The organism is Allopusillimonas soli (assembly GCF_004153445.1).
GTDB classification, from domain to species: Bacteria; Pseudomonadota; Gammaproteobacteria; order Burkholderiales; family Burkholderiaceae_B; genus Allopusillimonas; species Allopusillimonas soli.
Map to the genome: position 1 here is coordinate 1,216,753 of NZ_SDQC01000001.1, position 24,646 is coordinate 1,241,398.

The 24,646-nt window shown below is 53.4% G+C and carries 25 protein-coding genes; 14 read left to right on the plus strand and 11 right to left on the minus strand.

Annotation, left to right across the window (positions count from 1 at the left end):
• Positions 1-85: 85 nt before the first annotated feature.
• The gene (locus ERD78_RS05695) at positions 86-376 is read right to left on the minus strand and encodes a DUF2933 domain-containing protein (RefSeq protein ID WP_129968237.1); all 291 of its coding nucleotides are present in this window, start codon (positions 374-376) and stop codon (positions 86-88) included.
• 304 nt (positions 377-680) lie between these two features.
• On the opposite strand from ERD78_RS05695, the gene ERD78_RS05700 reads away from it, so the two are divergent.
• Positions 681-881 (plus strand): heavy-metal-associated domain-containing protein, encoded by a 201-nt coding sequence (locus ERD78_RS05700; protein WP_113933153.1) that lies wholly within the window; start codon positions 681-683, stop codon positions 879-881.
• Positions 882-962: 81 nt separating this feature from the next.
• On the opposite strand, the gene ERD78_RS05705 is transcribed toward ERD78_RS05700, so the two are convergent.
• A complete protein-coding gene (locus ERD78_RS05705; protein ID WP_129968364.1) occupies positions 963-1,307 on the minus strand; it encodes a four-helix bundle copper-binding protein in 345 nt (114 codons plus the stop codon).
• A 280-nt stretch (positions 1,308-1,587) separates the two neighbouring features.
• Between ERD78_RS05705 and ERD78_RS05710 the strand changes: the two genes are divergently transcribed.
• Both ERD78_RS05710 and ERD78_RS05715 read left to right on the plus strand, forming a co-directional pair.
• Positions 1,588-2,271 carry a heavy metal response regulator transcription factor gene (locus tag ERD78_RS05710; RefSeq protein ID WP_129968238.1) on the plus strand — a complete coding sequence of 228 codons (684 nt, stop codon included), beginning with the start codon at positions 1,588-1,590 and terminating at the stop codon, positions 2,269-2,271.
• Between the two features lie 3 nt (positions 2,272-2,274).
• Positions 2,275-3,681 (plus strand): Cu(+)/Ag(+) sensor histidine kinase, encoded by a 1,407-nt coding sequence (locus ERD78_RS05715; protein WP_129968239.1) that lies wholly within the window; start codon positions 2,275-2,277, stop codon positions 3,679-3,681.
• A gap of 186 nt (positions 3,682-3,867) precedes the next feature.
• Here ERD78_RS05715 and moaA read toward each other — a convergent pair whose 3' ends face one another.
• From moaA to ERD78_RS05730, 3 genes are all read right to left on the minus strand, one after another.
• The gene (gene moaA, locus ERD78_RS05720) at positions 3,868-4,968 is read right to left on the minus strand and encodes a GTP 3',8-cyclase MoaA (protein ID WP_129968240.1); all 1,101 of its coding nucleotides are present in this window, start codon (positions 4,966-4,968) and stop codon (positions 3,868-3,870) included.
• 84 nt (positions 4,969-5,052) lie between these two features.
• A complete protein-coding gene (locus ERD78_RS05725; protein ID WP_129968241.1) occupies positions 5,053-7,545 on the minus strand; it encodes an arsenate reductase (azurin) large subunit in 2,493 nt (830 codons plus the stop codon).
• A gap of 16 nt (positions 7,546-7,561) precedes the next feature.
• Positions 7,562-8,092, minus strand: a complete 531-nt coding sequence (locus tag ERD78_RS05730) for an arsenate reductase (azurin) small subunit (protein ID WP_129968242.1) — start codon at positions 8,090-8,092, stop codon at positions 7,562-7,564.
• A gap of 110 nt (positions 8,093-8,202) precedes the next feature.
• On the opposite strand from ERD78_RS05730, the gene ERD78_RS05735 reads away from it, so the two are divergent.
• From ERD78_RS05735 to ERD78_RS05745, 3 genes are read left to right on the plus strand one after another with little or no spacing between them, the layout of a single operon-like run.
• A complete protein-coding gene (locus ERD78_RS05735) occupies positions 8,203-9,165 on the plus strand; it encodes a substrate-binding domain-containing protein (protein ID WP_129968243.1) in 963 nt (320 codons plus the stop codon).
• Positions 9,162-10,658, plus strand: a complete 1,497-nt coding sequence (locus ERD78_RS05740) for a sensor histidine kinase (RefSeq protein WP_129968244.1) — start codon at positions 9,162-9,164, stop codon at positions 10,656-10,658. The genes ERD78_RS05735 and ERD78_RS05740 overlap by 4 nt, the downstream gene beginning before the upstream one ends.
• Positions 10,655-12,043, plus strand: a complete 1,389-nt coding sequence (locus ERD78_RS05745; RefSeq protein ID WP_129968245.1) for a sigma-54-dependent transcriptional regulator — start codon at positions 10,655-10,657, stop codon at positions 12,041-12,043. Before ERD78_RS05740 ends, ERD78_RS05745 begins: the two co-directional genes overlap by 4 nt.
• Before the next feature lie 65 nt (positions 12,044-12,108).
• On the opposite strand, the gene arsH is transcribed toward ERD78_RS05745, so the two are convergent.
• Positions 12,109-12,867, minus strand: a complete 759-nt coding sequence (gene arsH, locus ERD78_RS05750; RefSeq protein ID WP_129968246.1) for an arsenical resistance protein ArsH — start codon at positions 12,865-12,867, stop codon at positions 12,109-12,111.
• Between the two features lie 57 nt (positions 12,868-12,924).
• The gene (arsC, locus tag ERD78_RS05755) at positions 12,925-13,350 is read right to left on the minus strand and encodes an arsenate reductase (glutaredoxin) (RefSeq protein ID WP_129968247.1); all 426 of its coding nucleotides are present in this window, start codon (positions 13,348-13,350) and stop codon (positions 12,925-12,927) included.
• Between the two features lie 40 nt (positions 13,351-13,390).
• Here arsC and ERD78_RS05760 point away from each other — a divergent pair, with 40 nt between their 5' ends.
• From ERD78_RS05760 to ERD78_RS05775, 4 genes are all read left to right on the plus strand, one after another.
• A complete protein-coding gene (locus tag ERD78_RS05760) occupies positions 13,391-13,732 on the plus strand; it encodes an ArsR/SmtB family transcription factor (RefSeq protein WP_129968248.1) in 342 nt (113 codons plus the stop codon).
• Between the two features lie 59 nt (positions 13,733-13,791).
• Positions 13,792-14,313 (plus strand): arsenate reductase ArsC, encoded by a 522-nt coding sequence (locus tag ERD78_RS05765; RefSeq protein ID WP_129968249.1) that lies wholly within the window; start codon positions 13,792-13,794, stop codon positions 14,311-14,313.
• Between the two features lie 96 nt (positions 14,314-14,409).
• Positions 14,410-14,889, plus strand: coding sequence for an arsenate reductase ArsC (locus tag ERD78_RS05770; protein WP_129968250.1), 480 nt, complete (start codon positions 14,410-14,412; stop codon positions 14,887-14,889).
• Positions 14,890-14,984: 95 nt separating this feature from the next.
• Entirely contained in the window at positions 14,985-16,271 is a 1,287-nt protein-coding gene (locus ERD78_RS05775) for an arsenic transporter (protein WP_129968251.1), read from the plus strand.
• On the opposite strand, the gene ERD78_RS05780 is transcribed toward ERD78_RS05775, so the two are convergent.
• From ERD78_RS05780 to ERD78_RS05795, 4 genes are all read right to left on the minus strand, one after another.
• Complete coding sequence (locus ERD78_RS05780) at positions 16,231-17,550, minus strand: MFS transporter (protein WP_245152338.1); 1,320 nt, start codon at positions 17,548-17,550, stop codon at positions 16,231-16,233. The genes ERD78_RS05775 and ERD78_RS05780 overlap by 41 nt on opposite strands.
• 13 nt (positions 17,551-17,563) lie before the next feature.
• Positions 17,564-18,685: an ArsO family NAD(P)H-dependent flavin-containing monooxygenase gene (locus ERD78_RS05785; RefSeq protein ID WP_129968252.1), complete on the minus strand. Its 1,122-nt coding sequence runs from the start codon at positions 18,683-18,685 to the stop codon at positions 17,564-17,566.
• A gap of 12 nt (positions 18,686-18,697) precedes the next feature.
• Entirely contained in the window at positions 18,698-20,014 is a 1,317-nt protein-coding gene (locus ERD78_RS05790; RefSeq protein ID WP_129968253.1) for an NAD(P)-binding domain-containing protein, read from the minus strand.
• 125 nt (positions 20,015-20,139) lie between these two features.
• Complete coding sequence (locus tag ERD78_RS05795; protein WP_129968254.1) at positions 20,140-20,634, minus strand: MarR family winged helix-turn-helix transcriptional regulator; 495 nt, start codon at positions 20,632-20,634, stop codon at positions 20,140-20,142.
• A gap of 337 nt (positions 20,635-20,971) precedes the next feature.
• On the opposite strand from ERD78_RS05795, the gene ERD78_RS05800 reads away from it, so the two are divergent.
• The 4 genes from ERD78_RS05800 (at position 20,972) to ERD78_RS05815 (ending at position 24,135) form a co-directional block, all read left to right on the plus strand.
• Positions 20,972-21,334: a helix-turn-helix domain-containing protein gene (locus tag ERD78_RS05800; RefSeq protein WP_113933183.1), complete on the plus strand. Its 363-nt coding sequence runs from the start codon at positions 20,972-20,974 to the stop codon at positions 21,332-21,334.
• 689 nt (positions 21,335-22,023) lie between these two features.
• Positions 22,024-22,275, plus strand: a complete 252-nt coding sequence (locus ERD78_RS05805; protein ID WP_129968255.1) for a helix-turn-helix transcriptional regulator — start codon at positions 22,024-22,026, stop codon at positions 22,273-22,275.
• A 118-nt stretch (positions 22,276-22,393) separates the two neighbouring features.
• Positions 22,394-23,092: a DUF6088 family protein gene (locus ERD78_RS05810; protein WP_129968256.1), complete on the plus strand. Its 699-nt coding sequence runs from the start codon at positions 22,394-22,396 to the stop codon at positions 23,090-23,092.
• Positions 23,089-24,135 (plus strand): nucleotidyl transferase AbiEii/AbiGii toxin family protein, encoded by a 1,047-nt coding sequence (locus ERD78_RS05815; RefSeq protein WP_129968257.1) that lies wholly within the window; start codon positions 23,089-23,091, stop codon positions 24,133-24,135. The genes ERD78_RS05810 and ERD78_RS05815 overlap by 4 nt, the downstream gene beginning before the upstream one ends.
• Positions 24,136-24,646 lie beyond the last annotated feature (511 nt).

The window sequence follows — 24,646 nt, forward strand, 5'->3', positions numbered from 1 at the left end:
GAAAACGAAAGCCAAAATAGCGACCAACCCAATTGCCGCTAGTACTAGGATGACTATTCGCGTGAGTCTGGTTCTCATGGTCTGCTCAAGCATCAAAGCGGTTCGCTGGAGCTGGCGGACGTGAGTGCCCGCCAGCATTAGTCCCTTCCGGTATTTGTACTTGAGTGGGTCCACCGTTCTTTGAAGCGTTGTCGCTGTGGCACGACTGCATGCCTTTCATCATGAAAAGCATCATCAACGGACAAATCAGAAAGAATAAGAATGGGCTCACCGCAGCGATCCACTCCCGCGCGACAGGCAGGGCCGCATACGCCACTGCAATCAGCGCGGCCAGCCCAAGACCGCCTTTCAACATCGTCTTCACATCGCATTTCATTGTCGGCTCTCCTTTTGCTTGCACCCACTGGAATTCAGTCTAGGAACGAGCCTACTGTAACGGTCCGTCGCTGTCAGAAAGGTTGCGCGGGCATTACATCTTTGTCATCTATAAAAAGAACGCGACGGAGGCAATGGATTTGTTGCGATATGTATAAATCACCACATCACTTCACCCTGTCCGAGGCAAAGTCCGTTCTATTTGCAAGAGGCGGCAAAAAACACCATAACCGTTGACATTGCCACTATGGGAATGTTTATCCTGTAGTTTATTCGGTTGGATGAATTACCAATAGAGGGAAAAAATGATTCAGTTTGAAGTGAACGACATGACCTGTGGGCACTGCGTGGGCGCCGTTACGGCCGCTGTCAAAGACGTTGCACCCGAGGCTGTCATTTCGGTTGACCTGGCCGAGCGCGCCGTACGCGTGGAGGGGGTTCCCGACGCGGACGTAGTAGAACAAGCCATTCGCGAGGCAGGGTACAGCCCGTCGCGTAAAGCTTAAAAGGCCAAGGTGCAATGATGCGCCCCGGCCTCAATTTTTTTCGTTGGCCCGCACCGCTGGTGAGGGCAGCGATCCTGCTTGCTAGGCCCCTAAGGCCATCTGCGCCATCCGCCTGCACTCTTCAGCACATCTGCGGCAAGCCTCAGCGCAGCGCTGGCAGTGATCCATTTGGTGTTTTGCGCATTCATCACCGCAAGCTTGGCAGACATCCGCGCACAGACGGCAAAGTGCTTGGGCGAATTCACTGCCCCTGGCCATATAGCTGGCGGCCAGGCGGCAAATTTGTGCGCAATCCATATCGAGCTTTATGCACCGCGCCATGGCTTTGACATCTTGTTCCCCCAGGCATGAGGCTGCGCAGTGGTCGCACTCAGTCGCGCAGGCATAACAAGCGTCTATGCAGGATTGAAACTTTTCATGAGGCATATCGATCTCCAACAAGGTTGAGGTTTGATCATCATGTGGCACCGTCATGCGGGCCACTTCCCTCATGCAGCAACTTGGATGCCTTACCGGCAGCAATTTGCTTATAAATGCTAGCATTTTCGTTCAAACTCAGCCGTGCCCATGACGGCTTCTACCGTAGCATTACAATTTTGTAATGTCGGCGTCATGTTGCCGTCAGCGCCATCGCACTAAAGTCTGACAATGGACGGCAGAACGCTCTTCCTTTCGCGATAACCGATGGACCTACAGGATCGAACCCATGAAGTTGCTGCTGGTCGAAGACGAGACCAAAACCGGTGATTATGTACGCCAAGGGCTAGTTGAGTCCGGCTTCGTTGTGGACCTCGTACGCACTGGCTTAGACGGGCATCATTTGGCCCTGACTGGTTCTTACGATTTGATTATCTTGGACGTCATGCTGCCCGATGTGGACGGTTGGCGTATCGTCCAGGCGCTACGTGATGCGAAATCGTCAACGCCGGTACTTTTTCTGACTGCCCGGGATAGCGTGGAAGATCGGGTCAAAGGGCTAGAGCTGGGCGCGGACGATTACTTAGTAAAACCGTTCGCTTTTTCAGAGCTCCTAGCGCGCGTTCGTACGTTATTAAGGCGGGGCGCCACTCCTGCTTTCCAGGATCAGTTACAGATCGCCGATCTCGTTCTCGATATTCCGCGCCGCCGAGCTCAGCGCCAAAACGTGCGTATTAATCTTACGAACAAAGAGTTTGCCTTGTTGGAGCTCTTGGTACGCCGGCAAGGCGAAGTGCTGCCTCGCTCGTTGATCGCTTCCCAGGTTTGGGACATGAACTTTGACAGCGACACCAATGTCATCGATGTGGCGATCCGACGCCTACGCGCCAAAATCGATGACGACTTTGATCCTAAGCTTATCCACACGGTGCGCGGCATGGGTTACATGCTCGACGTGACGCTTCCGGAATAGTTGATGAAAAGACGTCCGGCATCTCTAGCTGTACGGCTTACCGTTTCTATTGGGGCGGTCATAACAGTCGTACTACTCACATTCGGCTGGATCGTAGAGCGGTCAATCAACAACCACTTTATCCAGCAAGATGTTGATGAACTGAATGCCGTCGTTCAGGCCTTAAAGCACACGCTAGCCACGCTGCCGCCTGATATAGCATCTGCTGAATTGAATCAGCGGTTTGCCAATGCCGTGTCCGGCCACCATAACGCTCAATATCGTATCTCCTCGGACTCCGGTGCCCTGATCTATGCTACGCCGGGATCAAATTTGGACAGGTTTGCTAGAATCGCTCAGCCTGTAGAGAAAATCACTATCGACACGGTTGGCATATGGCAAGACCACGGCGAGACATTTCGAGGAGCTGTACTACGCAGCGGGAGCGACAGTTTCCCTGCACCACGCACCTTAACCATCGCAGTCGCCACGGGCATCAATTTCCATCTGCATTACCTGGACAGCTTTCGGGACTACCTTCGAATCATCACGGTTGCGGCCTGTCTCATTGCGATTTTGGCGACGTGGCTCGCGGTGCATCAAGGCCATGCACCGATACGGCGCATCAGCCGCGAAATCCGAAAAATCAGGTCTGATCAGCTGCATATACGACTCGAACCACAAGCCGTGCCTACTGAACTGGTCGAGCTCGCAATGTCTTTCAACGGAATGCTTGAGCGGCTTGAGGATGTCTTCCGCCGTCTCTCCGATTTTTCAGGCGACATTGCGCATGAGCTTCGAACCCCCATCACGAATCTGAAAACCCAAACTGAAGTCGCACTTTCTCAGTCCCGCAGCGTCGAACAGTACCGGGAGATTCTGTACTCGAACTTAGAAGAGTACGAACGCATGGCCAAAATGGTCAGCGATATGCTGTTTCTCGCTAAGGCCGACAACAATTTACTTAAGCCTGAGCTCGTTGAAATCGACCTTCAGGCCGAGATGCGGATCCTTTTCGACTACTTTGGCGCCTGGGCCGAAGAGCGCGAGGTGGGCTTAAAGCTTGTGGGGCCACGGGGTTGCATCATCGGAGATCGGCTGATGATACGCCGGGCATTGAGCAACCTGTTATCGAACGCGATTCGATACACGCCTGCAGGAGGCACCGTTACAGCAATCTTCGAAGTCGAATCTACGAATATCAGGCTTTGTGTTCAGAACCCCGGTCCCGTCATACCTCCCGAACACATCACACACATTTTTGAGCGTTTTTATAGACCTGACGCATCGCGACAGCGTACTGGTGAAGGCGCAGGCCTTGGCTTAGCGATTGTTAAATCGATTGTGGAAGCACATGGGGGAAAGATTAGTGCACGCTCGACTGCTGAGGCGACAACATTCGAGATATTGTCACCAGCAACGAAATGTTGAGCATACGTCAGAGTTCGGCTACGACGTATGCTCAACATCAGCTACATCAGCGCGGCAGCCTTCGAAGGGATAGCCGCTTTTCACCACTGGCCGGAAACTCAGGAAACGCACCCCTAGTTCGAGCATGCAAAGTGTCGTTCGCATGCTCGAACGCAACGGTGTCCAGGACACCGAAAACGGGTATACCTATCCACCAATATGGCTCATTTCGACTCGTGGCGAATATGTAACAGGACTAAATCCCCGCGCTTCTGAATACCTATCTGTCCTTTGGATCCATACGGATGCGACTTTTTCCCGTAAGGCATCATCATCGTCTGACTCACGTAACAAGGCGCGCAAGTCCACACTCTGCTGGCCGAATAGGCAGAGATAAAGCCTGCCGTTCGATGCTAACCGGGCTCGAGTGCAATCCCCGCAGAATGGCTGGGTCACACTAGAAATCACTCCGATTTCCCCCTGGCCATCTACGTATCGCCAACGCTTAGCCACCTCTCCCTTAGCAGAAGGTGACACGGGCTCCAACGGAAAGTACCGATGCAACAGAGCTATGAGCTCTGACGACGGATATACCGCACTTCTGTTCCATTGATTGGTATTTCCCACGTCCATAAATTCGATGAAGCGCAAGATGTGGCCGGTGCCACGAAAATACTTGGCCATGGGGAGAACTTGGTCATCGTTGACGCCGCGCTTGACCACCATATTGATTTTTATGGGAGCAATACCTGCAGATCTTGCAACCTCAATACCCTGCAGCACGTCATCGACGGTCCAGTCAGCGTCCGTCATTCTCTGGAATACCGCGTTATCTATCGCATCCAGACTTACATTCAAGCGCTTGACACCTGCTTTCGCAAGGCTTTGTGCCTTACGCGCTAGCAACGCCCCATTTGTGGTCAATGAAATATCAACAGGGCGCCCCTCGGTTGTTGTGAGCGCCACAAGCCTTGAGGCCAACATGTCCACGTCTTTGCGCAGTAGTGGTTCGCCACCTGTGATACGGATTTTTTCTACTCCTAAACTCACGAATACTTTGGCAGCCCGCTCGATCTCTTCGTGAGTCAATAGCTCACTGCGCGGAAGAAACTGAAAATCTTTCCCGAACACCGACCGTGGCATACAGTAGGTACATCGAAAATTACATCGATCGGTGACGGAGATACGCAGGTCTCGTAATGGCCTCGCATGTTGGTCCAGTAAGATAGGCTCGCTTGGGGCCACATCGCCTTTGACTACTGCCGGTATACGTATTGGGCGATGGTCATGCAATAAGTGTTCGTTCATGCTTGGCTTTATCGTTTTTTCAAAAAACCCCGCTTTAAGTTTTCATAAAGCAGGGCGGCATACGACTAATCGAAGTACTCCTTTTTATGCCGGCTTGGGCATCGCAAATCGACGGTCTTTAAAGCTGACCGTTCGTTTGAACTCTTCGACGGTGCCGGCCTTACGAATGTTGCCCCATGTGCCCTTGTAATAAGGGATTATGTTTCGATCAGTCCAATCCGTGGTTACGTCGCCTTGAATGCCGTTTACGTAACCGAACAGCATGAACGTCTGGCCGCGCTTGATCTGTGCGACTGGATACACCATGGCATACGTGGAACCGAAGTCGTTATAGACTTCCACGATGTCGCTGGCCGCTACACCGAGCTCCTGGCAATCATCGGGATTAATCTCGATGTAGGCCATGGGATAGCGCTCTTGGGCGAAGCTATTGTATTGATCGTGATAAGCGGTTTGCCATATCTCATTGTTTCGCCCATTGTTGAGCCAGAACTTATATTTTTTCTTTTGAGCCGCAACGGTTTCAGGCAAACCATTCCATGGTGCGGGCAGAAAATGCGCTTTCCCGTCCTCTGTGTCGAACTTTGAGTCGGTATAGAGCATCTCTGTGCCTACAAACTTTCCATCGGTATAAGACTTGACGGGAAGCTGTACGCCGTTATTGCCGGTGGCCCGCAGACGTTCATAGGTAACCAGATGGCCAGAGTCGCCGCCTTGGCTATCGATCTTCGGCGCTCCTGGCTGACCTGCTTGACGGAATCCATCATTGAAGGCATCTTCTTCCGTCTTCCAGTCAAAACCATTGAAGCGCTCGGTCATCGCCGAGTTGCCTTCTTTCTCGTAAAGTGCGCGTACTGTATTGGCGATCTTTGCCGCAATGAGGCAATCGGCCATCGCAGAACCTGGAGCATCCATAAACTTCTCGGATAAACGAATACGCCGCTCTCCATTCATCGACGTCAGGTTGATCTCTCCAGGATGTGCTGCCGGCAGCAATAGATGGGCGGCTTCGGCAAGCTTGGTCGGGTAAAGATTGATGCTTGCGACAAATAACCCGCCCTTCTCTGTTGCCTGATAAATGATATCAACCATCTCTTCGGTGCTGGCCCCTCGCGCCTTTTGCATCGCCTCTTTGACAATGGCTGATCGCTTTAGTACCGCTTCTCGCAACGCTTGCGCATTATTGCTGGTCTGAAAGTTATTGCAGCCCCACCAGGTCATCATGCGACCTTTGCCCTGGATCAGCTCTTGGTCGATATAAATCTTTGTGTCGCCTGGGTAGGGCGGCCGAGTGTAGCCTTCTTGGTGACCACCCATGCGTACGCATCCTGTACCGCGACGGCCAACGTTATGGGTCGCTATAACCAGGCTGAGCAGTGCCGACTGAATGACGTAATTGTCATTGCCCCAAATGATGCCTTTTTCATAGGCGTGCATACTGCGCGGCATCTGGCCTGTCTTCTTAGGCTTATACGACCATTCCGCCGCCATTTTGAGATCCTCGAGGGGCACGCCAGTAATCTTGCTGCACTCCTCAAGTGATAGGCGGTTGGTCTGTACGGCCGAATCGAATCCAGATGTATGCTGTTCAATGAATGGTTTGTCTATCCAGCCCTGCTCCACCACATAGGTAAAAAGGCCATTAAACAGAGCCGTGTCCGTGCCCGGTTCAATCGCCAAATGCAGCACACGCTCCTTGCCTGCAACCTGGCGCGCAATGGCGATGGACGGCGTTTCGCGGGGGTCTACAAATATGATCCGTGTCGGGGGCAACTCCTCATCGGGAAACCGTTCTTTCTTCTTGCCACTGGTTTGACCATAGAGGTTTGGCACCCAATGTTGAAGGAAGTAATTGGTTTGCGACTCGTAAGGATTATTGCCTATGGACCAAAGCACGTCCGCGAACTCCGCGTCTTCGTAAGCATTATTTAGCTCGCCGATGCCCATGTCACGGGTGGCGTGACACTCAGAGTTATACGCGGGGCGATTGTGGATGCGAACCATGGGGGTTTGCAATGCCGAGAACATCAGCTTGCCAGTACCCCATGTATTCTCAAACCCGCCGCCAGCCCCACCGTGATCAAAACAGGAAAACACAATGCCTTCCGGTCCATACTTATCCAGCGTTTTTTTGAGCAACCCGGCGTAGAGCGCCATGGCTTGATCCCAAGAGGTATCCACCCACTGATCGGCAGCATATAGACGCGGCTGCTTGAGCCGATCCTTGCCATCGCCTTCAGGGGTGTACATATACGTTGCCATCCGGCCACCGCGGGTCGAGCTTAGCCCGCCATTCACGACACACTCCTTATCCGGCAGGATCATGATGTTGTGGCGACTGCCATCGTGCTCGGTAATGACGTTGGTCATGGCTGGGGTCAGCGTGGTGGCATATGGCGGCAGCTGCTGACGAAAATCTAGGCCCAAGGCGTTGTCTTGGGGCGCTCGACCGCCCTCTTTCTGTTCGGGCCACTTATACACGTGATAGCCGCAGCCGACGATACAGAAATGACAGGTCATATTTGTACGCTGGGCGTTTACTGGCGGCAAGGTGATGCGATCTTTTTTGGCTGGCATGACATTTATCTCCGAATTAAATTATGTTGGCTTGACGTCCATAGATCAGCCCATCGACCCCAACGGCTGAAACGGTGTCAGTGGCTTCGTCATACCGCAATAGAACGCGCGGGAGATTCTCTGTTGCCTGTCCGCAAATCATCTGGCCTGCCTTCTCTGCGTCGAACTCGCTGAAATGACATGGGCACTTGAACGTTTTAGTGTTGTTGTCATAGATTGTCGGGCAGCCCATATGGGTGCACAGGGTGCTATACGCGACAATATCGCGATCAGGGCCGACTCCTCCTGGGACAGGGGATCCCAGTTTGATCGCGGTACATGGTGAGCGTTCGTCGGGATAACTGAATGAGAGCGGAGCCTCAACCGTCAGCTTTTGGGCAGCCGTGACGGCTTTGCTCGGATAATCCAACGTAGTTTTGGAGGGGTCGGCCGGCGATGTCTGAGCATTGGCACTCGTGAATGGCACCAAGGTAGCGGCCGCTGCGACACCGCTGCCTCCACTGAGCTTAAGAAAACCGCGTCGATTGATAGTCGTAGAGTCGGACATGGGGGCAATTCCTATTGAAACAATGAACGGTGGTCGGTAACCTGTATATTGATTACGCAATACGCGTGCCAACTATCAACTCACGTCAGGTACGCTCGGAGAAGACAAGAATGGTGGGATTTCGGAGACCAAACGGTAACGTTCTGAGTGGCGATCAGAACCTGTCGTTACCGAACGGTAACGTCCGTCGTCGTCTGCTTACTGCTGGCGTTGCCGCAGTGGGTGCACGCGTGGCTCCTGCATGGAGCCGGGAAGCTGATCAGGCCACCCTACGAATTGGCACCACGGCCGTTTTTCTCGACAATCAGCTCCAGCTATTGGACATTTGGCGCGCTGATCTGCAAGCAACGCTGGGCCAAGCAGTGCAATTCGTACAGCGACGAAGCTATCGAGAGATTGTTGAGCTTTTGCTACGTGGTCACATTGATGCCGCCTGGATTTGCGGTTATCCCTACGTGCTTAATTCAAATCAGTTGCGCTTGGTGGCTGTACCCCAATACAAGGGAGCACCCTTGTATTGTTCTTACTTAATCGTTCCGGATAGCGATCAAAAAACGAAAGCCATTACGCGACTAGAGGATAAAGTTTTCGCCTATAGCGATCCCTTATCTAATTCAGGGTTTCTCATTCCCCGCACGGAGCTATTGGCTCGCCATGAAGATCCGTCAACTTTCTTTCGCAAGTCATTCTTTACTTTTGCTCATCGCAAAGTGGTGCAAGCGGTCGCTGCCGGGCTGGCAGATGGTGGTGCCGTAGACAGCTATGTGTGGGATACGATTATTGCCCAGTTTCCAGCCTGGGCCTCTGGCGCGCGCAAGGTATGGCAATCTCCCGAATATGGCTTCCCACCTCTGGTGGCACGTAAAGAAATGCCTGCATCAACCTTCGACGCATTGAATGCCGCGCTTTTGCAAATGCATGAACGCAACGATGGGAGAATGATACTTGGCCGACTCGCTCTTGATCGATTCGTGAACGGCACGGATTCTTTGTATGATGGCATCAGAAAGCTAAACCAGACCGCTGGAGCGAGTACGTTGGCCGCGGAGGCCGACTCGATGAGTGCGAAATGAGCTCCTTCAGTTGGCGTCGTCCATTTCGCCACATGAGCTATCGATACAAGGCTCCCTTAGCATTGGCCGCAGCCATTCTGGCCACAGAGCTCGTGGTGACAGCGACCTTCATACAGACGTCATATTCGGCAATGCGCCAGGATATGCGCCAAGGGGCACAAGCCCTTATTCGCATGCTGGCCTTATCAGTGCGCGAACCACTTAGACGCGATGATCTTTGGCGTGCGTATGAAGCCATTCGAATTCCGGTCGATGCAACAGGCCCCGTCTCGGGCGTGCAAGCGATCATCGTTCTGGATCAAGATTTCAACGTATACGCAGCATCCGACCCTAAACACTACCCGATCTCGACATCGCTCGCTGCGCTACCTGATGAGCTGACGCACGCAGTCGCCGCACTTCGCAATCCGTCGCAGTCGTTTTATTTTCGATATTCGGGTTACTTTTCTCAAGTCCCGGGGGTTGCGGGAACCGCCGTTCGGTCCGACGACGCAGGCATCGCCGGATACGTGTTGGTTTCATACGATGTAAGCGCTTGGCGACAGCGTGTTTCCAGCCTGCTCACTCGAGTATTTTGGATCAGTATTCCCGGGATTATTCTGTTGCTGCTCATCGGATGGGCATGGGGCAATCAAGTCGCCCGACCTCTGCTTTCACTGGCAAAAGCAATGAAACGCGTAGGCCGCGAGCCGCTGAGCAGTATTCGGCACTCCTTGGACACGACAGGCACCGATGAGATAGGCGTGCTGGGCCAGCAGTTTTCAGGCATGTTGAACGAGCTTGAAGCCAAAGAAGCGCTTGAGCGCGAGATGGTGGCTGCTGAACGGCTGGCGGCGGTAGGCCGGGTCGCCACTGGCGTTGCGCATGAAATCAATAACCCACTTGGCGGGATGATCAATGCGCTTGACACGCTTCAGACGCACGGAACGCCTGATAGGCTGACCACCAAGACTGTTGAACTGGTGCGTCGCGGATTGAGCCAGATCCGTCATACGGTGGGGGCATTACTTGTGGAAGCACGACTCGATGCCTCGCGAATGTTGCCGGCCGACTGGGAGGATCTACGCACGCTCATTGAGCCGGAGCTCAATGCACGGCACGCCAGATTGCTATGGGATGTTCAACCCAATCTTGCTGTTGAGTTGCCCGCCCACTCAGTACGGCAACTGACGCTTAACCTGCTTCTTAACGCGAAAAATGCTGTCGAGCCAGAAGGCAGTGTGAGTTGTTTGGTTCAGCGCACTACCGAATCGCTCACTATCGAGATATCCAATTCAGGACAGCATATTCCCGAAGCTGCTCTACCCCACCTCTTCGAGCCATATCCCGTAGAGCCAACACTGAACCGTAATTCACATGGCCTCGGTTTGTGGGTGACATATCAGATCATTACGCAGTTACGCGGTACGATTGAAGTAAGCAGTGAGCCGGGGTTCACCCGCTTTACGGTTACCCTTCCTTTAAACTCACCATCTTTGGGAGGTCAAGCATGATTGGTCCTCATATTTGCCTGATCGAGGATGATCCGATCATGGGCGAGTCGCTCGTTGAACGTTTCCAGTTGGAAGGCTTCAAGGTGGACTGGCATTTTGGCGCCTATGCGGCACGAGCCGCCATCCTTGCCAATGACTACGCAGTGGTCCTCAGCGATGTGCGGCTGGCCGATTTGGATGGTGACGCGCTATATATGCAGATGCTTCAGGACGGCCATAGTCTTCCGCCCTTCATCCTCATGACGGCATATGCCACTGTTGAGCGCGCCGTAGACATGCTCAAGCTGGGTGTGCGAGATTACATAACGAAGCCCTTCGACCTACCCCGCTTAGTGCAAACTATTCGAGAACTAACCGTCAATCATGAAGTTAATACACATCTGTCAGACGAAAATATTTTGGGGGTTTCCACTGCCGCCCAAGAATTAGCCCAGCTTGTCCCTAGAATTGCCGGGCGAGCGTCGTCGGTTCTTATTACAGGAGAGTCAGGGGTTGGCAAGGAGGTTCTTGCGCGGCTCATTCATCGCAAAGCCGACTCAACCAGCATCGAACGTCCGTTTGTAGCGGTGAACTGTGGAGCGGTTGCGCCCACGCTAGCTGAAGCGGAGTTTTTTGGCTTTGAGCGTGGCGCTTTCACGGGTGCCGATAAGCAAAAGCGCGGTTATCTTGAGCAGGCCAACGGTGGAACGCTGTTCCTGGATGAAGTGGGTGAACTCTCCCTTCCGTTACAAGCCACATTGCTAAGATCCATACAAGAAAAGCGCATTCGGCGTCTTGGCGGCGAGCAAGATGTTGCAACGCAATTCGATCTGGTCTGTGCCACGAACCGTGATCTGGAAAGCATGGTCAAGGAACGTCTATTTCGAGAAGACTTGTACTACCGAATAAATGTTGTCACGTTGCATGTCAAACCCCTTAGGGAACGTCCAGAAGACGTTTATTGGCTAGCGCAGCGCTTTATCAGCGCTATGGCCCAGCGTCTGAATGAGCCCCCAAAATCTTTGCATCCGCTCACCCAATTACGACTACAAGAATATTCATGGCCGGGCAACATCCGCGAATTGCACAACAGAATCGAGCACGCCTGTCTGGTCAGTCCGAACGCCGTTCTACTTCCTAACGACATTTTCGCTTCCGATTGGCAACGAACCGTGCCTCTGAACACGGCCTTTCCCGGTGAAGATGCAGCGCTCAATATTTACCAAGATGCCTGCGAACGGCTTTATATCGAAGAAATGTTGATACGTTTTCAGGGCCATATCACCGAAACAGCCAACGCGCTTAAGATTTCGCGGAAAAACTTATGGGAGAAAATGAAGCGGCACAATATTGAGGCCGCACGCTTACCAAAACAAAGCGTACAAGATGAGCGGGTGAGCGGCTAAGCGCTTCTGATTGCCATACTCTGATATACCCAAGGCACACCGCAGCTAATTGACATTCCCTTGATTCAGCTTTCCGTGGTCTGCGCCTCTTGCTCCATAGCGCGCTGCGCTAAGTGGGCGACCTCGGCAGCCACGCCCTTGCGTTCGCTATACCGATCAGTCAAATAATCGCTGCGGTCCCTAACCAGCAAGGTAAACTTCATCAGCTCTTCCATGACGTCCACGACACGGTCGTAGTACGGCGAAGGGTTCATCCGTCCGTCCTCATTGAACTCCTGGTAAGCCTTCGCCACTGATGACTGATTCGGAATCGTCACCATGCGCATCCAACGACCCAGCACCCGTAATGCGTTGACCGCGTTGAAAGACTGGGATCCGCCGCTGACCTGCATGACAGCCAAAGTGCGGCCTTGGGTCGGGCGCACGCTTCCCAATTCCAGGGGCAGCCAATCGATTTGGCTCTTAAACACCCCGGTTAAGGTGCCGTGACGCTCTGGGCTACACCACACCTGCCCTTCGGACCAGTTTGACAGCGCACGCAACTCGGCCACTTTAGGATGATCTGCGGCGACGCTGTCGGGCATCGGCAGCCCATGTGGATCGAAGATGCGGGTTTCGGCACCCAAGCGGGTCAGTATGCGCGCCGCTTCTTCGGTGAGGAGGCGGCTGTATGAGCGCTCACGCAGCGAACCGTAGAGTAGAAGAATACGTGGTGGATGGGTTGCCCCGCCCGACAAGGAAAGCTTGTCATGAGTGGGCGTATCCAACAGGGTCTCGTCGGCTATGGGCAAAGTCAAATCGGCGGGTGAAGAATAACTGGTCATCAACATTCTCAAACTAATAGAAAAAAGTACTAGGTGGTGCAGGAAGGTGAAGCGTCGTTAACGTACGCGTTGGCCGCGCTCATCAATGACAACTTCCCCATCCTCTTTGATGAAGGGCCCCTGCTGGGCCTGAGGAAGAATATCAAGAACCATCTCCGAAGGCCGGCACAGGCGTACCCCCAATGGCGTAACAACGAAAGGTCGGTTCATTAAGATGGGATGCTCTTGCACCGCGTCGAGCAATTGCGCATCAGTAAGGGCCGTATTATCCAGGCCCAGCTCCATAAACGGAGTGCCTTTTTCACGTAACGCCTGTCGCACCGTTAACCCGGCACGTTGAATTAAATCGGCAAGCGCCTCACGGGATGGCGGTGTTCTCAGGTATTCGATGACAGTGGGCTCTATACCTGCATTGCGAATCAAGCCCAGCGTGTTACGTGAGGTGCCGCAGTCGGGATTGTGGTAGATCGTGATATTGCTCATAACGGTTCCATAAATTTAACATTTCGAGTATTATTGAACAATGAAAGCAAAAAGTATAGTCCGCGCGCTGGCCGCCATTGCCCATGAGTCTCGCCTGGAGGCCTATCGCTACTTGGTGCAGGCCGGTCCTGCCGGCCTGCCGGCAGGGCAACTGTCGGAATTGGTGGGGATTGCGCCCTCCTCGCTCTCCTTTCATCTGAAAGAAATGGTCAATGCAGGACTGGTGTCGTCGCGCCAAGAAGGTCGTTTTGTATTTTATTCAACGGAATACGAAGCCATGAATTCGCTTCTGGCGTATCTGACCGATAACTGCTGCGGCGGAAACCCATGCTCGCCAGTAAAGGTCGACGCCTGTGCTGCTACCCAGAAAACCCACTCTTAACGATTCATACATGCGCTGGCCATTGAGCCGGCGACACTCAACAGAGGAACCTCTGCACCATGTCGGATAAAGTCTATAACACACTGTTTCTTTGCACAGGCAATTCGGCACGCAGCATTATGGCCGAAGTACTACTTAATAATTTCGGTCGTGATCGTTTTCGGGCGTACAGCGCGGGCAGCCGGCCCGGCCCTCAGGTAAACCCCCTTACTATCGAAGTCCTTCAATCCGCTCGACTACCCGTTGAAGGCTTACGCAGCAAAAGCTGGGACGAGTTCGCAAAGTCCACGGCGCCGCAATTGGATTTTGTCATTACCCTTTGCGATAGTGCTGCCGGAGAAGAATGCCCTTTGTGGCCTGGCCAACCGATCACCGCGCATTGGGGCTTTGAAGATCCGTCAGCTTTTGAAGGAACCGCAGAAGCAAAACGGACGTACTTCGACAAGATCTTTCGCCAGATCGCCAATCGGATCAAGATTTTCAATAGTTTGCCATTAACCACGCTAGACCGTGTGGCCATCAAACATGAGCTCGATGCACTGGGTAGTGAAGCGACGCAAACGAGCGCCACCACTCCCTAATAAGCGATATGTGCTCGCGCCGGTTCAGCTCAAGCGCATACCGCGGAGCCGAACCTCTTCTCACGAACCCCTTCCCCTCTTTTGTGTACCGCATATATGAACGTCCTCTTCCTGTGCACGGGCAATTCGTGCCGCTCCATCCTGGCTGAAGCCACTTTCAATCACCTTGCCCCTACTGACTGGAGCGCCATGAGCGCCGGCAGTCATCCTACAGGCCAAGTGCATCCCCGCTCGTTAACGCTGCTTGCACGCGAAGGTATTTCAACTGATGGCTACTTCAGCAAATCATGGGATAACCTGCCGCATACGCCTGATGTCGTCGTCACCGTTTGTGCCAGTGCAGCGGGTGAGATCTGCCCGGCGTACCTGGGGCCCGTCACTCGCACCCATTGGGGCGTTGAGGACCCCGCCCATGCTACGGGCACCGACGAGGAAATCGACAAGGCATTCGATACTGCGTACCGTATTTTGCGCGCCCGCATTGAAGCATTCTTGGCATTGCCGCTCTCTGACCTGAAAAATGATTCGGCTCACCTGAAAATCGAACTGGATCGCATTGGCGAACTGCTTCCTTAGTGCAACACTCGCCCGCGTATTTTTAACCAACGCTTTCATTCTCCAACGCCCCTGCCCTGGGGCGCCTTCCCGTTTGTCGTAAAGAGAGACTCCACGTGCTTGCAGCGCTATTGATTTTTATTGTCACCATCGTCCTGGTCATCTGGCAGCCGCGCGGCTTGAACATAGGCTGGAGCGCTTTGATCGGCGCGGCACTTGCGCTGATTTTCGGTGTTGTCAGCTTCAGCGACATACCCGTGGTCTGGCAAATTGTCTGGAACGCGACCGCCACCTTTGTGGCGATCATCATTATCAGCTTGCTCCTGGACGAAGCAGGTTTTTTTGAATGGACGGCGCTGCATGTGGCCAGGTGGGGAGGCGGTCATGGCCGGCGATTATTCGCATTGATTGTCTTGTTGGGGGCCGTGGTATCCGCCTTCTTTGCCAATGACGGTGCGGCCTTGATTCTGACGCCCATCGTCATGGCCATGCTGTTGGCGCTGGGGTTCAGCCCTGCGGCCACGCTGGCTTTTGTCATGGCGGCGGGCTTTATTGCCGACACGGCCAGTCTGCCGCTCATCGTATCCAATTTGGTAAATATTGTTTCGGCGGACTTCTTCGATATCAGCTTTGCCCGATATGCCGCGGTGATGGTTCCGGTCAACTTTGTTTCCGTTGCTGCCACCTTGCTGGTTCTGTTGCTGTATTTTCGCCGCAGTATTCCGGCGCGCTACGACGATAGCCAGCTCAAGGAGCCTAAAACGGCGATTCGCGATCTGGCGACCTTTCGCGCCGGCTGGGTGGTGCTGGGGCTGCTATTGGTCAGCTTTTTTACGCTTGAGGGTTTTGGCATCCCGGTCAGCGCCATTGCAGCTCTCGGAGCGCTGGCGCTGCTTCTCGTCGCGGGACGCGGGCATAAAATCAGCACTCTCAAAGTCGTGCGCGAAGCGCCTTGGGCTATCGTCATATTCTCCCTTGGCATGTACTTGGTCGTTTATGGCTTGCGCAATGCAGGGTTGACGGAGATGATCGCCAGCTTGCTCGACTACCTGGCGGGCCATGGGGTGTGGGCGGCTGCCTTGGGTACCGGGGTGCTGACTGCCCTGCTCTCGTCCATCATGAACAACATGCCAACCGTTTTGGTCGGGGCGCTATCTATCGACGCCAGCCAGGCCACGGGCGTAGTCAAAGAAGCCATGATCTATGCCAATGTCATCGGTAGCGACTTGGGCCCCAAAATCACCCCCATAGGCAGCCTGGCCACACTGCTGTGGCTGCACGTCCTGGCACGCAAGGGCATGACCATTACGTGGGGCTATTACTTCAAAGTAGGTATCGTGCTGACTTTGCCTGTATTGCTTGTTACCCTGGCGGCGCTTGCCGTGCGCTTGGGCGCGTTATAGCTACCTCTGTTGGCTGCATGGCTAGCTCGTTGGCTTGACGGCTAGTCCAAGCCGCCAACCAAAAACTAAAGGCAAGCACTACGGCGCAGGCGACAATAGCCCAAACGACAACGTCATACGACATTGTGGTTGACCAGAGCAACGCGGCAGCGACTGGCGCAAGAGCTCTGGCAAGCGTGCTAGGAAAGGTCAATAACCCATTAATCGCACCATAAGCTCGACGGCTTAACATTTCGGGCACCACCAATCCTCGTACGATAGTGAAAATACCATTACTCGCGCCATAGGCAATACATACGGCGACGATCACCCACATGCTTGAAGGCTGGATCGCCAAAACAATAAACACCAAAGGGAATACCGCAACAACAAAGACTCCGATACGTCGCATGGATGTGCCGGAGCCAAAGATGCTGATCAGGATTCGGCCTCCCACCTGGGCAGGCCCTATGGTGGCGATAGCCCAGACCACATTGCTGGTAGTCAAACCACCCTCAAGCAGTAATGGGTACATATGAAAGGTAAAAGCGGTGAATGCACCTGCGTAAGCAGTGAGCGCCAACATGAGTAACCAGAAAACCGGCTTTTGAAACGCTGCCCTGACTTCCTGCTTATCCGTTGTAAGGACATGTCCAATATCCGCATGGCTAAAATGGATGGCATCTTTTTCAGGTCGGATAAAACCGAAATACGCCACCGCGCAAACCAGCCCATTGATAACCGCAAGCACCAGCAACGCATCACGCCAACCCCAATGGTTCAACAAGAACTGTACAAGGGGTATAAATACAGTGCTGGCAAACCCACCCCACAGTGTTATGGCGGTAATACCTGCTCGAGCCCTGCCCGGCCCAACTCGTCGAGCCATCACTGCAAATGCTGGCTCATATAACGCCGCTGCCTGTAAGGCACCGAGGCCAGCAACAAGCAGGTAAAAGCCGATCAAGTTATCGACCTGCGACCAAAGGGCCAACAGTATTCCCGCCATGAGTGATGCACCACCCATAAGCGCCCGGCCGTGCCCCTTATCGACGGCCACACCTACGGGATAGGCGAGAAACCCCGCCAATATTAGACCTATCGTTGCGGCACCATACACGTCCGTCTTGGACCAACCCAGCTCGGCCATCATCGCCTCAGCAATCAAGGGAAAGCTGTAGTACAACGACCCCCACGCACAGATTTGACCGATCCCCAGCGCTGCGATCAGTGCGTACGGACTCTGTGTTGAGCCCGACCGCATAGCCGAGCCCTGCATCTCTACATCAGTATTGGACATGATCACGTTCGTTCTAAGGCTGTACAAGCGCTTGGGTTTCCAACGCCTGGGCCACTTCAAGTGCCGTAGCTTTGGCATAGCGCATTCCGCCGACCAGTGTTGCCGAAGCGAAACCAGTCCATTCGCCATAACCCACCAACCATAAACCAGGCACGTCTACAGACTGAGTTCCGGACAGGGCTACTTTTCCATCAATGCCAACAATGCCCAGCGATTTCAGGTGTTCCAATGCCGGCCGGAACCCGGTGCACCAAATGACCGCATCGAATGCAGTGTGCGACCCATCTTGCCAGATCACGCCCTTGTCCGTGAACTCACGAAATGGACGTACAGCATTAAGTGCACCACGATCGCGCGCAGCTTTGACTGGCTCCACCATGACCACGTCACCTAAGCCACCAGGCGGATCTTCTAATATGCGGCCTTCTTGTTGCGCTTTCCATTTGGCGGTTGCCCGTTCGAACAGGACACGGCCATCCACATCATCCGGAAGGAAAATCGGTTCCGTTTGTGTTACCCATGCGGTCTTAGCCACACGCGATACCTCAGCCAAAATCTGAGCGCCCGAATTTCCGCCTCCTACTACGAGCACCGACTTGTCGGCAAATGGCGCCGCGTTGCGATAGCGTGCTGAATGTATTTGCAGTCCGGTGTAAGAGCGATGATTGGGATAGGCTGGGATAAAGGGGTGGCTCCAGGTTCCCGTCGCGCTGATGACTGCGCGGGCATGCCACACGCCACGATCTGTATGCACAACGAAGCCGTCCTCTCCTCGAAGAACATCCGCCACCGAGACTGGCCGTTCAATCGAGAAATCGTACCGCTTTTCATACTGCGCTAAATATTTCACGACGTCATCGCGCTCTGGATAGCCAGACACAGCCGGCATACCCCAACCGGGCAAGGAACTCCACTGTGCAGGAGAGAACAGATGCAAGGATTCCCAGCCATGGACCCACGCGCCACCCGGTACTTGCCCGTTATCCAGTATTACAAAGCTTAAAGAAGTGCGCCGTAGAAAATACGCGACTGTCAAAGCGGACTGACCCCCGCCAATAATCACCACATCGAAAGTTTGCCCTCTTGTACCGGCTGATATGCTTTTCGAGCACAAATGCTGTCCTTGTTCTGCCATAACTGTTTTACCTTATGCCTCTTGTGCACTCGCAGAGCTGCAAGCAGTGGTTGATCGGCAGCCCGTGGGCTGTTCGATCACATCGAGAAATTGGGTACTGCACACGCCTGTTTCGGGCAGAACCAGTTCGGATCTTCGTGCAGAATCCCAATCGCCTGCCAAAGCCGCCGCTATCGAACGCACCTGCTCGTAGCCGGTCAGCATCAGAAACGTCGGTGCCCTGCCATAGCTTTTCATGCCGGTAATGAACACTCCCTCATCAGGATGTGCCAACTCTTGAACGCCATGAGGGCGCACAGTGCCGCAACTATGTTCATTAGGATCGATCAAAGGCGCTAGCTTAACGGGGCTGCCTGTCGCCGGATCGAGCGCCAGACGTAACTCGGCCATTAGCTCAAGGTTTGGTCGAAAGCCCGTGGCCACGACAATTTCATCCACTGGAGGCAAAGCCTGCTCCATACTGTGTACGATGATCCCCTTTGGTGAGGACGTAATCTTATGGATCCTGATGCCTTGATGAAGCTCAATAGCACCCTCGTCCAAAAGCTGGCGTATTTTCAAGCCGAGCTTGCCGCGCTGTTCCAGTTGATCGTTCTTGCCTCCGCCCAAGATACGTTCTAATGAAGTACTGCGGATGGCCCACAACACGCGGGTGCCTGGCGCAATACGCGCAAGCGCAACCAAATCCTGAAGGGCGTTAAACGCAGAGTGCCCAGCGCCCACCACCAAGACGTGCCTATCGCTATAGCGATGACGTGCACTACCCAAAATGTCGGGAATGCCGTAGGCAATGTGTGCACTATTTTCTTTCTCGCCTAATGCTGGAATACCATGTGCTCCCATCCAGTTAGGTGTTGCGTAGGTCCCTGAGGCGTCGATCACCGCGCTGGCCAACACGTCACGCTCGCCATCGGAGCCGGCAACGCGCAATAAAAAGGGAGCCGAGTTACGGCCTTGGGTTTTCATGACGTCGCGCTCTACCCTGCTTACTGCCAGGACACGACTGTTCAAGTGTAAGTATGGTTCGATTTCCGGTAGCTTAGACAACGGCTGAATATACTGACCCAGTAATTCTTGGCCAGTTGGGTAGGCATCCGGTTGCGGTGTCGTCCAACCACTAGTTATCAATAAGCGCTCTGCCTCCTTGTCGATATTAAAGCGCCAGGGAGAGAACATCTTGACGTGCCCCCACTCATTGATACTGGCTCCGGCCTGCTTACCTGCTTCCAAGATCAGTGGGGTAAGGCCTCTGCTTAGCAAATGCGCTGCGGCAGCAAGTCCAACAGGACCTGCACCAATAATGGCGATAGGATGTTTGATCTTATCCATGAACACTCCTTACGTTGATAGCAAAGCCCTTCTATCAATATGCTGGCTTCACATTTAAGTTGGTAGTAACAACATATAAGACAAAAAAAGACTTGATTGCGTGCGTCAAAAAAGACGGCAGTTCGTCATGCTAGTTCTGTGACTGTTTCAAGCGCACTATGGGTTCGCTCGCCATATCGCGCCTCGGCTGCCCGCGTAAGCCGCCTTAACAGCGCAAGCGAGGCCTGACGCACTTCTGGAGACAGGCTTTCAATCATCGCTCGCTCCTCTGCGATCAAGTCTGAGCGGATCGTTTTATATAACTCTTGCCCTGCTACAGTCGCCTGGATCCGGATCGCCCTGCGGTCGTCCTCATCCTCGATGCGAATGACATACCCCTTACGCTCTAAGGCGTTAACGACTCGGCTTGCTGTGCTCTTATCCAGATACATCCCTTCAGCCAGTGATTGAAGCCGCAATGAACCTTGCTTGACCAGCATTTCCAACGCATAGCATTGGGTCACCGAGACGTCGTAGCAGCAAATATGGCCGCGATCTCGAAATTGATAAACACGCACGAGATCATTGAGTGCCTCATATAAGCTCTCCGCATCGCGTGTTAGTAACTCCTGAGTCGACATGGTGCTCTCACATATAATTGGTACTAACAACTATATGTGAATTTTCTGCTCAAGACAATAAGCGGAAGGCCGGGCAGTCAAATAGCGCGCTGACGTACTGTTACGCACACCACTATGATTACAAACAAAAGGTCAGCACCTGGCATCTAATGATCGAAAAGTCATATTCTTGACAATATTTGTTTCTCACACCGTCTCATTAAATGCCACAATGGCCCACTACAATTACTTATCCATTAGTGATCTCCATAATTGCCAATAGATAAGCAATGCTCTATAAGTATATATATACTTACAAAATACTTACTTGTTACGTACCCACCAATTGAAGAACTCCATGAACCCGAGTCCTATAAACAGCATTGGCGCACGCTTACTTGCCGCACGTAAGAAGCGCGGCCTATCGCAAGAAGCATTGGCCAAACTCCTCAATCCCCCTATAAGCCAAAGCGCCATCGCCCATATTGAAAACGGTCGCAACGAGACTTCTCGTCACATCGTTTGGATTGCAGCAGCGCTTCATGTTCGTGCTGAATGGCTTGTTACTGGAAAGGGTGAAATGTTTGAGATGGAATGGCCATGGCCGGAAACCTCTAGGTATACGCTGGAGGAACTGCCTGCTCCCGTACTGGAAGATATCGGTGACTACATAAAGATGAAAATCGGCCAACAAACCAAACACAGCAAAAACCACGATTAAGCATCAACAACCTGTTGGATTCAGCCGTCAACAATCGCTCAAGATACAAAAACAAACAAAAAAATACCCGAAGCGCCCTGTGTTCCAAAGCGAACCAGGGCGATTCTTTTTGTGTCATTCCAAAGCGTATTTTGCAGTTTTCCGCAGATTTTAATCTCCCAGATGACTATTTATTATTACTTGGATATTGACTCTCTCAAGTGGATACGTAATGATTACAGCAATCCCGCTCTTTAACAACACGACACCGATAAATACCGCGCCCTGCCCGAGAACGGGCGGTGTGAGTGCGCGGCTACCCGTTTCGCCAGCACCATGCGGGGCGACAAGCACCTGGGTAGGAGTAAAGCAGGTGAAAAATCATTGCTCTCTTGGGCCGGTAGCGACTGGCATATACCGAGGGAAGTAAATGACGTTCCGTGACAACGGACGCCGGTACTGCCGAAGGCAGACCAAACTCGGTGGATGGCGCGTAATCCATTGATGACAGCGGCAAAGACCGCAGTTTTCAGCATCCCGACGAACCACAATAGTGGGCCAGCGGCGGGCTCTACCGAAAATGATCCAAGCAACTGGTCCCCATCGTGGCATCTTGGCGGACCAGTCACGAAGGCGCTGACCGCGCCTGCTTTGGCAAGCATCTTGGGCCATACCCTCAGGGTGCTTACCAAGGTTTTATGGAGGAAGTAATGAAGGAACAGTCCCTGCCAAACATCTTTGGCTACTCATCAACTAGACACCAGACCCCGCAGCAACCTGACCAAGCACTTCTGTATCGGATTCACATAGCTGAGGCGAAACTCGGGGTGTCACGATCAACCATCTATCGACTGGTCAATGAAGGCGAGTTAGTACTTATTAAGATTGGCAAACGCTCCAGTGGCATCACCGCAGCCAGCCTCCATGCTCTTATTGAGCGAAACAAGGCACTTGCCAGTTAGGCGAGCACGCCATTAGTGGCTCAGCCTCACTAATTTAGTCCGAAAAAGAATCACAAACTTCGGACAAATTTGCATTTTGTCCGAAAAAAAGCTACAAATATCGGACAAAGGTGCCACTATGAACGATCTCAAGACTCGGATCATGGCTCAAATCGATGAAGCGCTGCCTGGCCAAGTGTGGGTCCCAGCCGACTTTTCCCAATATGGCAGCAGAGACGCCGTGGACAAAGCGCTTCAACGCTTGGTTACGGCGGGCCAGTTGCGCCGCATCGACCGTGGGCTGTATGACCGACCCAAACTAAACAGTCTGACCAAAAAGGCAACAGCCCCAGACTACCGCGCCGTCGTGGATGCCATCGCACGTCGCGACCAACTGCGCCTACTCGTCGATGGCATGACTGCCGCCAACGACTTAGGCCTAACGGACGCCGTGCCAGCCAGCGTTACCATCCACACCGATGCACGCCGGCGCACCATTCAACTCGGCAACCTGACGATCACGTTTAAGCTCACGGCGCCCAGTCGCCTATATTGGGCTGGACGGCCCGCTATGCGTGTGGTCCAAGCACTGTACTGGCTGAAGGACACCCTGCCCGCAGACCAGCCCCGCATCGTTAAGCGGCTGTCCGAGCTGCTGGATGACCCCGAACAAGGAGAAGCGATACGCCGGGACTTGTTGACGGGCTTCAACACGTTGCCAGCATGGATGCAGGCCATCGTGCGCGAACTGCCGGGCTGCGCTGTACCGGACGCCGAAGCCTCTACATCGCTCCCCGGTACCACCGACCATCGGATGCACATTGACACTTTTGCATGAATCCAAATTTCCATACCATCATTCAGGCCGCTGACGCTGAACGGCGCGGGCTGTTCCTGACGACTGCTGCTCGCCTTGGCACAGCTGTCCAGAATGTTGAAAAGGACTTCTGGGTATGCTGGACTCTGGACGCGCTGTTCAATGGCCTGCCGCAAGACGGCCCCCGTCTGCTATTCAAGGGCGGCACATCATTGTCCAAATCATACGGCCTGATTTCCAGATTCTCAGAGGACATCGACATCACCGTATTCCGCGAAGACATCGGCGAACCCGCTGAAACTGCGGAATTGGACGCCTTGAGCGGCAAGCAACGGCGCATCCGCCTGGAACGCATCCGCACCGCATGCCAGCACTATGTTGCTGATAGCATGACGACGCAGATCCACGCAATCGCAGCTAACACCATAGCTACCGATCAATTCCGCTTGGAACTGGACCCGGACGACCCAGACCAGCAGACTTTGCTGTTCTGGTACCCCGCCGTGACAGCTGCACCTGGCGACTACATTCGTTCCGCCGTGAAGATCGAAGCGGGGGCCAAATCGGCTCTGGATCCACATGAAACGGTCGTGGTGTCTCCCTACGTTGCTAACGACCTGCCCGACTTGAGTATGGCTGTACCCAACGTGACGACCGTTAAGCCCGAACGCACCTTCTGGGATAAGATCATCATTCTGCACGGCCTGCGCCAATGGCATGATCGCAGAGGCCTATTGCGCCAAGGCGGCCAACGCGTGTCCCGACATTATTACGATGTCCACCGGCTCCTTCAGCATCCCGACGCAAACGTATGGATGGCAGATCGCCTCCTTGCACAGGACTGCGCGCAACATGCCCGGCTATTCTTCGGCAGCACTGACCTGCGTCTGGACATGGCAACACATGGTTCTTTTACCCTATCGCCATCGGATGCCATGCACGACGCACTGACCCGAGATTACCAAGCGATGAGCGGCATGATCTTCGGGCCATTTCCTGCCCTCGATGAAGTGCTTCACGTTGTCGCTGAACTGGAGCAGCGCTTAAATACGAATCTCACATAAGCAGTTTATGAGCGCGACATCAACTGCACTCACCGTTATGGGCATATTGGAATCGAACCACGGGCCACTTTTGTTGTTTTTTGACACCTGTACCCCAGCTTGTACCCCTCCGTTCTCCCTCGATAGGAAAAACGCATGGGTACTGGCTTCAACCGCTTCAATTAGATTCCGCCCCAGGCCACCATTCCCTCTTCTCATCTGGTTTCATCGCATCCCATTTTCTCTAAGAAAACAAGGATTTGCGACGGAAATCTGTCTCATCACTTCCCACGTTGTTTCATTGAATCCCAGGGTTTTTGTTCCCCAGGGAGTCCCCCTATGCTGTCCCATGAATTCTTGGGGAACACAAAGGAGGGACAGCGATGAAACTCTCAGTCAAAGCCATCGAAGGGCTCTACTCCATTATCGGGGGATCAGGGCATTCATTAGACTCGGTTAATTACACCATTCCAACCGCATTGAGCCAAGACTCTCATACGGTAATTCTCAAAATTCCTGAACCCATACGCTC

Bases quoted from the DNA above. Each gene is read 5' to 3' on its own strand.
- ERD78_RS05765 (WP_129968249.1), top strand. From the start codon at position 13,792: ATGTCGGATAAAGTCTATAACACACTGTTTCTTTGCACAGGCAATTCG.
- ERD78_RS05760 (WP_129968248.1), top strand. From the start codon at position 13,391: ATGAAAGCAAAAAGTATAGTCCGCGCGCTGGCCGCCATTGCCCATGAG.
- ERD78_RS05805 (WP_129968255.1), top strand. From the start codon at position 22,024: ATGAAGGAACAGTCCCTGCCAAACATCTTTGGCTACTCATCAACTAGA.
- ERD78_RS05725 (WP_129968241.1), bottom strand. From the start codon at position 7,545: ATGCCAGCCAAAAAAGATCGCATCACCTTGCCGCCAGTAAACGCCCAG.
- moaA (WP_129968240.1), bottom strand. From the start codon at position 4,968: ATGAACGAACACTTATTGCATGACCATCGCCCAATACGTATACCGGCA.
- ERD78_RS05770 (WP_129968250.1), top strand. From the start codon at position 14,410: ATGAACGTCCTCTTCCTGTGCACGGGCAATTCGTGCCGCTCCATCCTG.
- ERD78_RS05785 (WP_129968252.1), bottom strand. From the start codon at position 18,685: ATGGCAGAACAAGGACAGCATTTGTGCTCGAAAAGCATATCAGCCGGT.
- ERD78_RS05815 (WP_129968257.1), top strand. From the start codon at position 23,089: ATGAATCCAAATTTCCATACCATCATTCAGGCCGCTGACGCTGAACGG.
- ERD78_RS05745 (WP_129968245.1), top strand. From the start codon at position 10,655: ATGATTGGTCCTCATATTTGCCTGATCGAGGATGATCCGATCATGGGC.
- ERD78_RS05695 (WP_129968237.1), bottom strand. From the start codon at position 376: ATGAAATGCGATGTGAAGACGATGTTGAAAGGCGGTCTTGGGCTGGCC.
- ERD78_RS05790 (WP_129968253.1), bottom strand. From the start codon at position 20,014: ATGGATAAGATCAAACATCCTATCGCCATTATTGGTGCAGGTCCTGTT.
- ERD78_RS05810 (WP_129968256.1), top strand. From the start codon at position 22,394: ATGAACGATCTCAAGACTCGGATCATGGCTCAAATCGATGAAGCGCTG.
- ERD78_RS05740 (WP_129968244.1), top strand. From the start codon at position 9,162: ATGAGCTCCTTCAGTTGGCGTCGTCCATTTCGCCACATGAGCTATCGA.
- arsC (WP_129968247.1), bottom strand. From the start codon at position 13,350: ATGAGCAATATCACGATCTACCACAATCCCGACTGCGGCACCTCACGT.
- ERD78_RS05780 (WP_245152338.1), bottom strand. From the start codon at position 17,550: ATGTCCAATACTGATGTAGAGATGCAGGGCTCGGCTATGCGGTCGGGC.
- ERD78_RS05700 (WP_113933153.1), top strand. From the start codon at position 681: ATGATTCAGTTTGAAGTGAACGACATGACCTGTGGGCACTGCGTGGGC.
- arsH (WP_129968246.1), bottom strand. From the start codon at position 12,867: ATGACCAGTTATTCTTCACCCGCCGATTTGACTTTGCCCATAGCCGAC.
- ERD78_RS05715 (WP_129968239.1), top strand. From the start codon at position 2,275: ATGAAAAGACGTCCGGCATCTCTAGCTGTACGGCTTACCGTTTCTATT.
- ERD78_RS05800 (WP_113933183.1), top strand. From the start codon at position 20,972: ATGAACCCGAGTCCTATAAACAGCATTGGCGCACGCTTACTTGCCGCA.
- ERD78_RS05795 (WP_129968254.1), bottom strand. From the start codon at position 20,634: ATGTCGACTCAGGAGTTACTAACACGCGATGCGGAGAGCTTATATGAG.
- ERD78_RS05710 (WP_129968238.1), top strand. From the start codon at position 1,588: ATGAAGTTGCTGCTGGTCGAAGACGAGACCAAAACCGGTGATTATGTA.
- ERD78_RS05735 (WP_129968243.1), top strand. From the start codon at position 8,203: ATGGTGGGATTTCGGAGACCAAACGGTAACGTTCTGAGTGGCGATCAG.
- ERD78_RS05705 (WP_129968364.1), bottom strand. From the start codon at position 1,307: ATGCCTCATGAAAAGTTTCAATCCTGCATAGACGCTTGTTATGCCTGC.
- ERD78_RS05730 (WP_129968242.1), bottom strand. From the start codon at position 8,092: ATGTCCGACTCTACGACTATCAATCGACGCGGTTTTCTTAAGCTCAGT.